The organism is Rhodococcus sp. DMU1 (assembly GCF_012272955.1).
GTDB lineage: Bacteria > Actinomycetota > Actinomycetes > Mycobacteriales > Mycobacteriaceae > Rhodococcus > Rhodococcus aetherivorans.
Genome location: NZ_CP050953.1, coordinates 656,528 through 669,863, shown reverse-complemented (window position 1 = coordinate 669,863; position 13,336 = coordinate 656,528). Strand labels below are relative to the sequence as shown.

The window sequence follows — 13,336 nt, the reverse complement described above, 5'->3', positions numbered from 1 at the left end:
GCTCGTGCTGGGTGTGGACCCGCCCGACAGGTGCGCTTTCACCGCGACAAGGGACATCACCGTTGCCATAGTTTCAAGTACGACCATCTCGGTGACCGGTGTCGATCCCATGCGTCCCCGGGTCCGCCACGGCCAGTTCTGCAGGTCACGTCATCGGCATGTGGCCGTCTCGGGTTGCCGGGGCCCGAAGAATTGGGCTCAGTTGTGGCCGTTCCTGTTCCAGAGCTGGTGGGTAAGGCCGCTGGGTGAGGTGACGGTCTCCACCGTGAAGCGGTCTTCGATGCCACTCAAGCCCTCCCAGAGGGACACGCCGCGCCCGAGGGTGATGGGGACGATCACCAGGTGCATGAAGTCGATCAGGTCGGCTTGCAGAAACTGCCGGACGGTCGAGGGTCCTCCCCCGATCCGGACGTCGTGACCGTTGGCCGCGTCCTGGGCCATGCGCAGCACCTCGTGGGGTGGCGCGTCCACGAAATGGAAGCTGGTTCCGTTGGGAAAGTCGATGCTGGGGTGTGGGTAGTGGCTCATGACGAACACCGGGGTGTGAAATGGCGGTTCGTCGCCCCACCAGCCCCGCCACCCGTCGTCGGGCCATTCGCCGGTTTGGGGGCCGAACTTGCGACGGCCCATGATCTCCGCGCCGATGCCCTGGCTCCACAGGCTGGTCAGGGCGCGGTCCAACGTGACCGGGGCGTCTACCCGGTCGACCCCGTGGATGACGCGTCCGTCGAACCAGTCGAACAGCCGTTGGGCACCGCCGATCGGGGCATCGAACGTCACCTGCTCGCCGGCGGCGTACCCGTCGAGGGAGATGTTCATGTTGTGGATCCGGGTACGGGGCATGGGCGACTCCTTCAAAGATCGGATGAACCGGATACACCTGTACCGACCGGCGGAGGTGGCCGGACTCATCGCGGAACGTGGAAATCGTGTTCCGTCGGTCGAGAGCCGAGGGGGCAGAGACACCCGTGGCACACACGGCGTGGGCTGTCACCCCACGCGGATGCCCTCGTCGGCGAGGAACTGTCGGGCACGACCGAGGCGGCGGTCGGTGGAGAAGGCGTCCCACTGGTCGGCGAGGCCCTCCTGGTGGACGAGGTCGCGGAACCGGCCGAACGCGCCCCTGCCTTCGATCGCCCGCTCCAGTCGCTCCCGCAGCGTCGCGTCATGCTGCCGTTCGGCGAAGGCCGCCATGTCGCGCCAGCCGTCCCTCGAATCGGTGCGGTCGAACCGCAGCCAGCGGTCGGGCTCGGCGTCGATGTCGACGGCGGCGTCCTGCCCGACCGTCGTCGGGTCGGTGCTGTTCTCGTCGTACACCTCCCCGGTGCGCAGGTCGACGTAGCCCCCGGTCGACAGGCCCGGATCGCCTTCCAATGTGGCACCGAGCATCTCAAGGTCGACCGGCACTACTCGCCCTGGCAGCGGCTTGCCGCGCAGACACGCGAGCAGGTCCTCGGCCAGCACCGCGTCACCGGGACCGGCGCGCCAGGTCAGCCGGTTGATCACCGACAGAGCCACCGGCTCGGCCTCCTGGCGTCGTTGCGCCAGGGCCATCGGGATGCCGGCCCCCACCTGGTGAAGCACGTCGTCGACGTCGTGTCCGCGCACCGCGGCGAGGAAACGGGCCGCATCGGCGGCAGCGATGGCGGCGCGCAGCTCGGACAAGTCGAGTGTCGGCACTTGCTCGCGTGCGGGCCACGCGTGCAGCAGCATCGGGTGCGGGCGGCTCGGTCTGCGCGGCGGGCGGCTCTGCCCGTCGTCGTCGGCCCACCGGCGCCCGTACTGGTCCGGGATGTTGCCCCATCCCCAGTACGGCAGCGGGACCTCGGGGCGGATACCCAGCACCTGAACGGGATCGATCTTCTGCTCCCCGACCACGCACCGGTGCGTCCAGTTGTCACCGAGGTCGAAGGTGAACTGGAACTCCGCTCCCGGCTCCAGGAGCCGGGCGACCTTGGCCGAGGCGATGTCCACCGTCTCCGTGATGGGGCCGCCGATCGACTCGGCCATCTCGGCCCCGGTCTGCACGTCGGTGACCACTCGGCCGTCGGCCAGGGTGAACATCGACAGGTGAGAGCGGTCCCATCGGGCGAAGGCGTCGTTGACGGCATTGGCCAGGTCCTCGAAGGTGTGCGACGGTCCGACCGTGAAGACGCGGCCGGGCCAGGGCCACAGTTCCTCGCCGCGCCCGCCGAGCAGTTCCACCGTCACCGACAACCACGTTCGTGCCATCCCCCGAGGATGGCATGCCGGGCCGCGACACCGACCGGCTGCGGCCACAAGATGTCCGCAGGAATGCTCGGTGTCCGAGAACTCCCCGCGAAGCAAACAAATTACGGCGGGAGAGTGTCGGCGATGAAGGTGCCGTACTGCTCGGGACTCCAGCCCCGGCGCAGGACGAGCGCCTCGTACAGATCCGGGACGGTGCAGGTCCACAGCACGTCGGCGGCACGGTCGGCATCGACACCGGGGCGCGGCCACCCCTGGTCGGCACGTGTGGCGGCATTGTGGCGCATGCGGGTCAGCCGTTCGGTGTCGATGCCCTCTTGCAGGGCGGCAATCTCGCCGTACCTGGAAACCTGGAGCGCCGTGCTCGAACGTGGCCGTCGGCCGGTGATCCCCGGGTCGGGGCGCAACCCGATCACCTTCGTCTCGGTCCGTGACGTCGCCGCGCTGGTCGAGCGTGTCCACAGCAGAAATGACTGCGTCGGAGACACTCCGGAGCTCTCAGGGCCGGATACCCTCACTCTCGACGACTTCGCCCGCCGCATCCGTCCCGCCGCATCGGCCAGGCATATTCCGCGCGCAGCACTGCGTCCGATGGCCGCGGCCCTGGCCCAGCTCTCACCGCAAGCCTCCCGCATGCTCTACGCCGCATACGCCATGGACACCCTGGACATGACCTTCGACGCCGAAGCTCTCCGCCGACGATTCCCCGACCTGCCCTCAACCTCCCTGACCAGGCCCGTTTCACCTCTGAGGCCACCTCGCGTATCACTTGTCCGGTTTCGTGTCACTCGGTACAACACTGGATGCGTGCCCAGGACCAGCGAGGTCGAGGTCGGGTACGTGCAGGACAGCAGCGGTCCTGTCGCGACAACGGTCGCTGCCGTGGATCCGCATCACGTTGTTCATGGTGTGCAAGTTCGCCGAGTCCGGACTCATCGTCGTCGCCCCCATGACGCGGGGACGTTCTGGCCAGCCACCCATCGTGGCCACGTGCTCTACGAGAGTCGTTGGGAGCCCGATCGGGTGTGGTCGGCCGACTTCGCTGCGGAGGCGATCCGGATGGCGGCGCAACCGATGTGGAAGTGCGGCTCGGCTGGGACGGGCTCCATCATCGGGGACCCACCCCCGCCCCGGCACCGTGGTCGGCGACACGCACGGGTACCGGCAGCTGACGGCAACCTGTCGTCCCGCACGACCTTGCGCAACCCGGGATTGACCACAGCTTCGCGGGAGGAACAGGTCGAGATCCCAGCCCCGGCTCCGTCCCGGCCTCGAAGCGGCACGACACCCATCGGAGGATGGATCCCATGGCACACGTACAACGTTTCGACCACGTCGGCATCACCGTCGCGGACCTCGACTCGGCAACGGCGTTCTTCGTCGCTCTGGGTCTCGAGGTCGAGGGCGCCGGATCCGTGGAAGGCGAGTTCGTCGAAACCGTCTGCGGCATCCCCTGCGCGCACTGTCAGATCGCCATGCTGCGGCCGCCCGACGGCGGGACCCGGCTCGAGCTCGCAACCTTCCGCACGCCCGACCACGTGCCCGGATCACCCACGGCGATGGCCAACGAGCTCGGGCTGCGCAACGTGTCCTTTCAGGTCGGCGACCTCCAGGCGGCCGTCGACGCCGTGGCTGCGGACGGATACGGACTCATCGGCGGCATCGGCGAGTACGACCACAGCGTGCGGATGGCGTATGCGCGGGGGCCCGAAGGGATCATCGTGTCCCTGTTCGAGCAGATCGGCTGACGCGCGCGCATTACCGACGTGTGTCACTCCGTCGCCCTGGCCGCAGCGGTAGCGCGACCACGTGAACAATGCCCGTCTGCAGCAGTCCCGTACGCGTCCCGTATCGCGGCACCATGGGGCCATGGACACCGCACCGGAACCCGCCGAGCCCGACACTCGCGACTGGACCTTCGTGCTCGATCGAGGGTGCCCCGAGTGCGGGTACACGCTGCACGATCCGGCCACGACCGGTGAACGCTTGCGCGCCGGCGTGCCCCGCTGGCAGGCCGTGCTGCGGCGGCCGGACGTCGCCGAGCGTCCCGCTCCGAGGGTGCGGTCGACACTCGAGTACGCCTCCCACGCGCGTGACCTCATCGCCGTCCTCGGACAACGCGTGGGGGCGATGAGCACCGAGGACACCGCGACGTTCGCCGACTACGACGGCGAGGCCGAGGCGATCCGCCGGCGGTTCTGGGCGGCAGATCCCGCCGACGTGGCCCGGCAGATCGCGTCACGCACCGACGAGACCGTCAAGATCGTCGAGGGCGCCGAGGACTGGCGGCGCGACGGCCTGCGCAGTGACGGCCGCAGGTTCACCATCGCACAGTTGTGCCAGTATCTGCTGCACGACGTCGAGCACCATCTGCACGATGTCGCAGGCTGATTCGGCTAATGGGAGGTGCCAAGTCCCCTGGTTCGGCAGACGTGGCACCTGGTAGCAGTCGGTGGGTGAGCACTCCGGTCGGCTGGACTTCTCTAGTCCTGGGCTCGGACCGCGCCTCCGCTGGCGAGCCAGGAGGTCCGTGATCGCTGATGGATGTCGTGCCCGTCGTGAGCACTCGTCCATTAGCTAGCCCGCGAACGACTTCCTGCAGGCCACCACCGAGGCTCGACATTCGAGGAGGTGTGAGGTGTTATTCGTCGCGGGTGGTGGCACCGACCCGATTGCGCAGGACCTCGGTCCCGGGAAAGAAATGCCCCGTGCAGTTGGCCTCGACGTCGCCGGTGTCCCAGGGGCGCGAGGCGCTCACCCACGCCCCGCACGAGCGGCGGTCGGTTTCTCAGGCAAGGTTGTAGCGCGCGCGGACCCGGGCGCCGAGCTGGGCGATGTCGATCTCCCCGCGCACATACGCGTCCTGGTCGGCGCGGGTGGCCTCGGTGCTGCGCGCCCCCTCCAACTCGCTGGTCGTGCGGGCCGCACGAATCGCCCGCTCCCGACGCGTACGCTCGTCCAACGGTCGACGAATTGCCATCGAGCCACCCCCTAACCTCATTCAGCGTACCGAGGCGGTGCCCGAGCTTCCCCGAGCCGACACCAGCGTGCCCTTCCTCCGCAGGTTACCGGGCGATTCCCGCATCGGTCCTGCGACCGACAATGCGCCTACCTGCTGTTTCCGGCGAAACGGTGCGAAATGGCAATTTTCGTCACGGACACCACACAAACCATGAGTGACATAGATCTAGGTCACTCATACGCCCCATTTGTCGCTTTCCTGCGGTATCGAGAGGCCGTGAAGATTGACACGCCCGCCCGCTGAGACTTCCCACCGGGATGTCAGTGCGGCAAACTGGGCTTTTCCCGCAGGGTGTCAGTGGGTTTTCCCGCTTGATGTCAGCGAAGTCCGGGCGAGGATGATCCGGAATTCGCGCCGACCTGGGCCTTGCGACCGAGCGGTGTCTTGTTCCCGGTCCGAGGGAGCAACGGTTCCGGTGATCGGCTTCGTCTCCCCACGGGGAGTCTGATCGGTGTTGCTGACTTCATGCGGCGAATCAGGGAGTAGGGGCATGCTCGGCAGATGACTTCACGAGGTGTTGTGCGTCTGTGGCACCGCGAGGACGGATGGGGTGTCCTCGAGTGCGCGGAGACTCCGGGCGGCTGCTGGGTGCACTTCAGCGAGGTCGAGGTCCCGGGCTTCCGCGCACTCGATCCGGGACAGCAGGTCGACTTCGAGTGGCAGCGGTCGAGTGGCCTCGTGGAGGGGTTGGTCTTCGTAGCTTCCCAGGTGCGCCCGGTTTCCGCCGATTGACTGGACGAATGCGGGCGCCGACACCGGAGTCAAGGAGCGTCCAGGACGAGGTTGAGGATGCCGGTCCGGCGGAGCCAGCCATCGCGCCACCGGTGCAGGGCCGGGATCGTCAACCCGCACGTGGCTGCGGTGCGCCGCAACCTGCCGGTCCTCCCGACCGCCTCGGCGAACAGCGCGCCAGTGGAGTTGGTGCGCGTTCGTTGGAAGACGGCGGCGTGCAGCAGGGGCCGGGCCGGTGGCGGGATCACCCAGAGACACAGTTCGGTAGGGCGGGGAACAGCGGATGCGCCGACGGCGATCAAGGTGTCCTCGATCAGCGCGAGCCTGGGAAACGAACGGAGTTCGTCGAAGGTGGCGCCGGTGAACAGCAGGGTGGCCAGCGCGACGGCATGCGCAGGGTTGGCGGCGTTAGCCCGGAGACGAGTGACGACTCGATCGGTGATCGCGATGGTGGTCAGGCCCGGACCGACCATGTACGCCAGGTTCGGTGGCAGCGTCAGCGGCAGACCGTGCTGCTCGAACGCGGCCTGGGCGCCACGGAGCCGGGTGAGGGTGTGGTTGCGGCCGGGACTGTCGGCGACGAGGTCACCGAGGAACCGATAGAGGCCGACGGCGGCGTGCCTGTGGAGGGCCCGGCCGTGGGGGATCGTGCCGTAGAACGTGCGCAGGTGGGAGCGCGGCGCGGGCAGGTAGGCGAGCATCCGCTGCGGCAGGTCGAGAGCCGTGCCGCAACGGGTCAACCGGTAATCGGTCGTCTCGACGGCCTGGTGATAGACCGCGGCGACGCGGGTGTAGTCGGCGTGTGAGAGTGCGGCGGCCGCCTCGTTGAGGAAGGCGGCGGCGTCGCTGCCGGGCACTGTGGGCAGCTCAGCGGTGTCCGCCGGCGTCCGGGTGTCGCGGCGGAGACGATTGTCGGCCACACCGGTGATCCGTATCGGCATGGGCCACGCGCGGACCTGGACGCTCGCTTCGTGGCGGCCTTCGCCCGGCAGCTCCGCCTCGAGAGCCAGGTGCTGCCGCAGGCTGGTCGACGGGTGGCCCGGTGGCGGCGCTGGCCGCCACGACGATGCCCGAGAAGACTCGGGGAGTCGTCTTGGTGGCCCCGGCGCTGCCGTGGCGCCGGCGTCACCAGCCGAGGCATTCGGGTGGCAGACGCTGGGACGTCTCGTCGTCGCAGCCGGCCCGCCCACGACACGCCTGGTGCTGCGACTGGCGGGCCGGCGCATACTGGACGCCAAGCGAACCGCGATCGAAGACGCGGGCTCCATCTCCGGTGGCCGGACCGACCTCCTCGGTGGAAACCCGGGCCGTGTCTCACGAGCACAGGTCGACCTGTGGCTCGATGACCTCGAGGCGGCCCGCGAGCACCCGGAACGGCTCGCGGGCACGGCCACGGCGTTCACGTCGATCGTCAAAGCCATGTTCATCACGCAGAAGTCGACGAACGAGGCTCTCGATTCCGTGCAGATGCCCGTACTCGTGCTGTGGGGAAGCGACGATCACCTTGTCGACCCCACGTCGCTCATGCAGCACGCCCGACGGCCGGGCTGGACACCCCGACCCTTCGAGGACGTCGGCCACCTGCTTCCCGTCGAGGCGCCCGACCTCTACGCGCAGGCAGTCTGCCAGTGGCTCTCCGACAGCCTCGAGATTCCCGGATTCGGGCGTCCTACGTAGGTAGGTGTCTTCCCGACCCCAGCAGAACGGCACCGCGGAGACCAGTTCCTCACGGCTCGGGGATCGGCCTACGCGATAGCGGCCGGGCTGAGGATTCCGACAGGGTCGTGAGAATCAGGCACTGACACGATGCTGAGAACCCGCAGCTCGGAAGCACCGATAAGTGACACCGAGCAGTGGAACCTACAGTTTGGTTGGTTCTCATCGAACCTTTCATCTTCTCAAAATCATGTCCGCGGACGGTCATCGCCTCGGCGTTTACGCCAGTTCACTACGGTGCGCTAGCGACAAATTCGGCGAGAACTTTCAGTTCTTGTAGTTCTCGCTTTCCGTGTTGTGTCGGTGGCTCGTCCGATTTTGCCGTAGAACCATTACTCCCGGTGGGGTTCGGGGTGTTGGGGCGGGTATGTGCACTCGATGGTGGCTTCCCGTGTCGTGGCGCGGTCCCGGGTGAGAAATCGGTCGAGCCCGGTCCGGACACCGTCGGTGGGGACGGTGGTGGCGAACCATGCCGCTTCGATGGCGAGGCCTTCGTCGATGGGGACGTTGATGCCTCGGGTGACTGCGGCCAGGGAGGCCTGAACGGCACTCGGTGAGTGACGTTCGATGCGGACGGCCAGGTCGAGAGCACGCGAGATCAACTCGGGGCCAGGGACAACATGGTTGACGAGCCCGATTGTGTGGGCGCGGTGTGCATCGACTGGCTCGCCGGTGAGGATCATCTCGAGTGCCCGTTTGCGGCCGACGTGGCGGGGCAGTCGCTGGGATCCACCGAACGGTGGTGGGAAGCCCAGGGTGATCTCGGGTTTGGCGAAGGTGGCATGGTCGGCGGCGACCGCGAGATGGGTTGCTTCGACGATTTCGCATCCTCCGCCGTAGGCGAGGCCGTTGACCGCGGCGATGACGGGTTTGGGGAACTGCTCGATACGACGGGTCAGTCCCTGTCCGCGGGAGACGATGTCGCGCAGTGCTCGGCTGGTGCCTGCTTCGATGCTGCGCGCCAGACTGGGGATGTCCGCACCCGCGCTGAACGCTCGCTCGCCGGCTCCGGTCAGCACGACCGACCGGATCGAGTCGTCCGTCTGTGCGTGGTCGAGCCATGCGGTCAGTGCGTCGATGGTGGGATAGTCCAGGGCATTGAGTGTGTGCTCGCGGTCGAGGGTGATCACCGCGGTCGTCGAGACCTGTCGAACCTGAATGGTCATGGTGTTTGTTCCTTGCGTCGTGAGGGGTGCATGCGATGCCCCGAGGCACCCGCGCGGGCGGTGCCGCCGTGGCGGTCTGCGCGGCGGGGCCGAGAGGTCACAGGGCGAGGGTGTGCACTCGGGGGTCGTACCGCCGGGCTGCGTCGAACTTCCGTCGCATCTGCTCGAGTACGTCGCGGGGTGTGCGGGCGACGTCGCGCGCCAGTTCGCGGGCGCGATCGAGTACGGGGCGGTCGTGGACGACCTCGGTCAACAGTCCGATGCCCAGGGCTTCGGTGGCCTCGACGACGCGTCCGGTCAATACCAGTTCCCGCGCCCGGGTACAGCCGACGCATTCCGCCAGCGGTCCGTACACGACCGGAAAGGCGGTCCTTTCCGGGTGGGAGAAGGTCGTGTACCGATCGCCGAGGCGGATGTCGGCCAGTACCGCCAGGTCGGCGCCGCCGGCGTAGGCAGGTCCGTTCAATGCGACGATCACCGGGACCGGGTGGGTCGCGACGGCCACATTCATCCGGTCGGATGAGGCCCATAGGGTTTTCTCGTCGACGGTCCGAAACTCCGAAAGATCGAATCCGGCGCTGAACACGGTGCCGCGACCGGTCAGGATCACCGCCCGGCAGTGCGGATCGTCGGCGGACGATTCGAGCGCGTGCGCGAGTTCCGTCCGGAGTCGATGGGACAGCGCGTTCTTCCTGTCCGGGCGATTCAGGGTCAGGACCGTGACGCCGAAATCGGCCAGGTCGGCGGTGTCCACGTCGAGGAAGTCGTACGGTGCGGTCATCGGTCACCTTTTTCGTGAGAGGTGAGGGTCAGGGGCGGGGAACGCCGATCGGGTTCGGCAGCGGTATCGCACCGCGGTCGAACAGGCGGCGGCTGATCGGTGTGGCGAGAGCGATGACGTCCTCGACGCCGGTTTGGCCGAGGGCGGTCACCGGGTCGCCGGCGAGAAGATCGGTGCGGTCTTCGATGCTGCGCCGCAGGGCGCCGCCGGTCTTGGTGAGCCGACCCGTGACGTCGAGCAGTCCACGCGCCCGCAACCGTCGTTCGGACGCGTCCCATTCGTCGTCGGTCCATCCGCGGTTGCGCTGCATGAGTTCGCGGGTGACCGTGCCTGTTGCCGTGTGAGCGACCACCGCATCGATCCCGCGCAGTCCGGCGTGGACGCAGGACAGGACGTGTCCGTCGCCGCGGTGCTCGCGCAGCACGGTGCTGGCCAGCCAGAGTTGGGCGACGGTGTCGTCGGGGCGGGGAACACGCGACCATCCCGCGGCCAGGGGGCGGCCGGCGAAGTGGCAGCCGTCGACGGCCACCTCGAGGCAGCTCGCCAGGTGCTCGAGGTCCCGGTGGGGGACGTCGCGCAGGTGCTCGGCCAGGGCGAGGCGGGCGGTGGCGATGCGGGCGCTCACCATGGTTGCCGGGTCGGCGTACGCCCAGGCCTCGGGCAGGGCCCGGGCGACGCGCCGCGCCGGGAAGCTGAAGAACATCGCCTCCACGGGCGCGGCGGTCATCGCTCCCAGAGGAGCAGCGCGACCGGCGAAGTAGCCCATCCAGTACCCGCTCATCCCGAGGTCGAGCGAGAGGCGACGGTGGTGTGGGGAGAAGTACGCCACCGCATGCAGGGGCTCGAGCGCCTCCCACAGGCGCCGAGCCAGGGTCGCTGCCGGTTCGGCCATCTGTCTTCCCCTCCGATCGTCGGCCTCTGCTGGACAGCGTCGTGCTTGCCCACCCACCCGGACAGTGCCATTTTTGTCGAGTGGACCAGGAAGTGCTGTGGTGGACGACGGTCGTCTTCGGTCACACCGGTGAGACCGAGGGCCCCCGGTATCGGCGGATCGCGGCCGATATCGAACGGGCCGTCGACACTCGGACCGTTGCGCCCGGCCGGCGTCTGCCCGCCGAGCGCACGCTCGCAGCGGCGCTGTGTGTCAGCCGCGGCACGGTGGTGCGGGCATTCGAGGAGCTTGTCGAGCGAGGCGTGGTCGAGCGGATCCACGGTTCGGGCACCTTCGTCCGTCCTCGCCCGACGCTCGCCTCGTGCGGGGCGTCGGCGGTGGAGACCGGGGAGCCCGAGGTGAGCGACTTGATCGACGTATCCCGGCCGGTCCCGGCCGATGCTTCGCACCTGCCGAGGATCGACTGGCACGTGGATCCGACCGAGTACGGCTCCGGAGTCCATCGGCACGGTCTTACCCGGTTGCGATCGGCGCTGGCGCACCACCTCACGTGTTACCTGAATCTGCCCACCCGCCCCGATCAGGTGATCGTGACCACCGGTGTGGCCGCATCGCTCGACTCGCTCCTGCGGGTCTTCTCGGCCGGCCGGCGGCCTGTGGTCGTGGGCGCCCCGATGTGGCCGGAGCTGTGTGCGGTCGTCACCGAACGCAGCACCGCGCGCGTCGGCGTGCCCGCCGACGCCGCGGGGATCGACCCCATGGTGCTCAGACGGATCCTGCGCCGGACCACCGCACCGGTGGTGGTGCTCGACGCGACCGAATCCGGGCCGAGCGGCCGACGCACCGCGGCGTCGAGACTGCCACGTCTGGCCGCAGCGGTCGAAGACCGCGCCGTCGTCGCCGTGGAGGATCTGTCAGCTCTTGCGCTCGAGGCCGCATCCGATCCGAACCGCGAGCCGACGGCCGCTGTATCGAACCGGGTCACTGCCATCGGTGATCTGGGGCGTCTGTTCTGGGCCGGGCTGGGGATCGGTTGGATACGTGCCGCGGATCCGGTTCAGCCGCTGCTGATTGCACTCGCAGAGAGCGGACGCCCCGGGGTGACCGCGCAGATTCAGGCCGCGCGAATCCTCGAATCACTCGATGCACAGTGGTTCGTCGCTCGTCGGGACCACCTGGCTCGTCGGGTGTCACACCTGCGGGAGTACATCGCGCAGGTGCTGCCGAGTTGGACGGTGGAACCGTCCACGAGCGGCGACGGTGTGTGGGTGCGCCTACCCGTCGTCGACTCGTCGACGTTCGTCCACGTTGCCGCCCGCCTCGGTGTGCGGGTGTGCGCCGGCCGCGAGTGCAGCATCGACGGCAGCTTCCGCGAGTACCTGTGGATGTCCGCCGCAGCCGAGACCGACGTGCTGGAGCTGGCCGTGGATCGACTGGGTGCGGCGTGGTCGGCGTACACCCTTCGCCTGGCGGCGAGCGTGTGAGACGACGACAGGTGGCCGCGTCCGATACCGGCACGCGCCGCCGCGTATCGGACCACAGGCGCACCCGCGCAGACGTGCGGTCCCTTCCGGAAGGGGAACGTACGGCGCTGACTATCGCGACGCCGTCCGGGCCGGACCATCGCCGAGGAGGCATTCGCGATGACGTATGCCCAGCATCATACGGAGTTCTGCCCGGCTCGTCCTTGCCTGTCACCCCGGTGGCGGCGCCTCGAGGTCATGGCCTGGTGTGCCGGAACCGGACTCGACCGGTGGTGCGGGGGATCTGCCGCCTGTGTCACGTCGGGAACGGGTCTGCGTCAAGCATGTCGAGCAGTTTCGGAAGGTGGATGAGAACGACACCGATCGAGGCCAATTCGTCGTGGTGGTGCGGGGCGAACCGGGACACGGCATCGGCGACGACCACGGTGCGCAGATCACGCGCGGTGGCATCGAACGCGGTGGCCCGGGGACAGTTGGGCATGTTGCATCCCGCGATGACGACGGTATCGACGCCGAGGCGGGCGAGTTCGGCTTCGAGCGGGGTTCGGTGGAAGGCACTCCATCTCGGCTTCCACATCACGTACTCGACAGGTCCGACCCGAACCATGTCTCCGGCGAGCAGCGCGTCCTCGTCGATTCGGCCGGCGCCTGCTGCGGGTAGGACTTCATTGGGGATTGCCGCTCCTTCGGTGCCCGGCGCCACGATCCTCGCTCCGGCCTCGACGGCTGCTCGCCGGACGCTGTCGATGTCCGGCGCCACGTACCGGCGGACCACGTGCACGACCGGTCGACCGTGGTATCGGAAAGATTCGGCGAGGACGGCCAAGTCCGGAACGATATCGCGGGTGCCCGGGATCGGCGCCGGTCCGTCATCGAGAAAGTCGTTCTGCACGTCGATCAGCAGTAATGCTGACGTCGCGTAGTGCGGCGCGGTGTAGTGGTCGACAGAAGTGGTGCCGGTCATTGCGCCCCTTCGGTCAAGAGCACGACGGCGTCGCTTCCGGCCTTGCGGTCGAGGGCGATCCGGGTGTACTCGGGGGACCGTGACCACCTGGCGAACTGCTGACGGTCGTCGAAGGCGAGCAGGACGACCTTGTGGTGGGGCCAGGAGCCTTCGATCACTTCGGGGTGCTCGTCGGCCGCGAGGAGGGTGCCCCCGTACCGGTGCAGGACATCGAGGAAGGCGGCCTGATAGCGGTTGTAGCGTGTCCGATCGGTGATCGTCAGTTGGGCCAGTACATACATCGTCATCGGTCTCTCCCGGCGGGTGGTAGCGCGGAGCAGGAGCTTCGTCCTCGGCTGTGTTCCCCTCAT

15 protein-coding genes and 1 pseudogene are annotated in these 13,336 nt (G+C 68.2%); 5 read left to right on the top strand and 11 right to left on the bottom strand.

Features of this window, described 5'->3' with window-relative positions:
* Positions 1-198: 198 nt before the first annotated feature.
* The 3 genes from HFP48_RS31040 to HFP48_RS31030 all read right to left on the bottom strand — a co-directional run bounded on the left by HFP48_RS31040 (position 199) and on the right by HFP48_RS31030 (position 2,645).
* Positions 199-843, bottom strand: a complete 645-nt coding sequence (locus HFP48_RS31040) for a dihydrofolate reductase family protein (RefSeq protein ID WP_168581097.1) — start codon at positions 841-843, stop codon at positions 199-201.
* Positions 844-990: 147 nt separating this feature from the next.
* On the bottom strand, positions 991-2,232 hold the full coding sequence (locus HFP48_RS31035) for a UPF0158 family protein (protein WP_168581096.1): 1,242 nt from the start codon (positions 2,230-2,232) through the stop codon (positions 991-993).
* Between the two features lie 101 nt (positions 2,233-2,333).
* Positions 2,334-2,645, bottom strand: a complete 312-nt coding sequence (locus tag HFP48_RS31030) for a hypothetical protein (protein ID WP_168581095.1) — start codon at positions 2,643-2,645, stop codon at positions 2,334-2,336.
* Positions 2,646-3,536: 891 nt separating this feature from the next.
* Between HFP48_RS31030 and HFP48_RS31025 the strand changes: the two genes are divergently transcribed.
* Together HFP48_RS31025 and HFP48_RS31020 are read left to right on the top strand one after the other, a co-directional pair.
* On the top strand, positions 3,537-3,977 hold the full coding sequence (locus tag HFP48_RS31025) for a VOC family protein (RefSeq protein ID WP_168581094.1): 441 nt from the start codon (positions 3,537-3,539) through the stop codon (positions 3,975-3,977).
* A 121-nt stretch (positions 3,978-4,098) separates the two neighbouring features.
* On the top strand, positions 4,099-4,620 hold the full coding sequence (locus HFP48_RS31020) for a DinB family protein (RefSeq protein ID WP_168581093.1): 522 nt from the start codon (positions 4,099-4,101) through the stop codon (positions 4,618-4,620).
* A 262-nt stretch (positions 4,621-4,882) separates the two neighbouring features.
* Here the strand turns inward: HFP48_RS31020 and HFP48_RS31990 are convergent.
* Both HFP48_RS31990 and HFP48_RS31015 read right to left on the bottom strand, forming a co-directional pair.
* A pseudogene (locus HFP48_RS31990) lies at positions 4,883-4,987 on the bottom strand (cell filamentation protein Fic); the annotation flags it as partial.
* A 30-nt stretch (positions 4,988-5,017) separates the two neighbouring features.
* Positions 5,018-5,209, bottom strand: a complete 192-nt coding sequence (locus tag HFP48_RS31015) for an antitoxin VbhA family protein (protein WP_168581092.1) — start codon at positions 5,207-5,209, stop codon at positions 5,018-5,020.
* Between the two features lie 543 nt (positions 5,210-5,752).
* Here HFP48_RS31015 and HFP48_RS31010 point away from each other — a divergent pair.
* Positions 5,753-5,983: a cold shock domain-containing protein gene (locus HFP48_RS31010; protein ID WP_168581091.1), complete on the top strand. Its 231-nt coding sequence runs from the start codon at positions 5,753-5,755 to the stop codon at positions 5,981-5,983.
* 29 nt (positions 5,984-6,012) lie between these two features.
* Here the strand turns inward: HFP48_RS31010 and HFP48_RS31005 are convergent, their stop codons facing one another.
* On the bottom strand, positions 6,013-6,903 hold the full coding sequence (locus tag HFP48_RS31005; RefSeq protein ID WP_168581090.1) for a hypothetical protein: 891 nt from the start codon (positions 6,901-6,903) through the stop codon (positions 6,013-6,015).
* Positions 6,904-7,096: 193 nt separating this feature from the next.
* Between HFP48_RS31005 and HFP48_RS31000 the strand changes: the two genes are divergently transcribed.
* On the top strand, positions 7,097-7,660 hold the full coding sequence (locus HFP48_RS31000) for a hypothetical protein (RefSeq protein WP_168581089.1): 564 nt from the start codon (positions 7,097-7,099) through the stop codon (positions 7,658-7,660).
* Between the two features lie 371 nt (positions 7,661-8,031).
* Here HFP48_RS31000 and HFP48_RS30995 read toward each other — a convergent pair whose 3' ends face one another.
* From HFP48_RS30995 to HFP48_RS30985, 3 genes are all read right to left on the bottom strand, one after another.
* A complete protein-coding gene (locus tag HFP48_RS30995; RefSeq protein ID WP_168581088.1) occupies positions 8,032-8,865 on the bottom strand; it encodes an enoyl-CoA hydratase-related protein in 834 nt (277 codons plus the stop codon).
* A gap of 97 nt (positions 8,866-8,962) precedes the next feature.
* Complete coding sequence (locus tag HFP48_RS30990) at positions 8,963-9,646, bottom strand: enoyl-CoA hydratase/isomerase family protein (protein ID WP_168581087.1); 684 nt, start codon at positions 9,644-9,646, stop codon at positions 8,963-8,965.
* A 28-nt stretch (positions 9,647-9,674) separates the two neighbouring features.
* Entirely contained in the window at positions 9,675-10,538 is an 864-nt protein-coding gene (locus HFP48_RS30985) for a hypothetical protein (protein WP_168581086.1), read from the bottom strand.
* A gap of 80 nt (positions 10,539-10,618) precedes the next feature.
* Between HFP48_RS30985 and HFP48_RS30980 the strand changes: the two genes are divergently transcribed.
* Entirely contained in the window at positions 10,619-12,022 is a 1,404-nt protein-coding gene (locus HFP48_RS30980) for a PLP-dependent aminotransferase family protein (protein WP_246872691.1), read from the top strand.
* 295 nt (positions 12,023-12,317) lie between these two features.
* On the opposite strand, the gene HFP48_RS30975 is transcribed toward HFP48_RS30980, so the two are convergent.
* Positions 12,318-12,986: an isochorismatase family cysteine hydrolase gene (locus tag HFP48_RS30975; RefSeq protein ID WP_168581085.1), complete on the bottom strand. Its 669-nt coding sequence runs from the start codon at positions 12,984-12,986 to the stop codon at positions 12,318-12,320.
* Entirely contained in the window at positions 12,983-13,273 is a 291-nt protein-coding gene (locus HFP48_RS30970; protein ID WP_003938596.1) for a DUF1330 domain-containing protein, read from the bottom strand. Before HFP48_RS30970 ends, HFP48_RS30975 begins: the two co-directional genes overlap by 4 nt.
* Positions 13,274-13,336 lie beyond the last annotated feature (63 nt).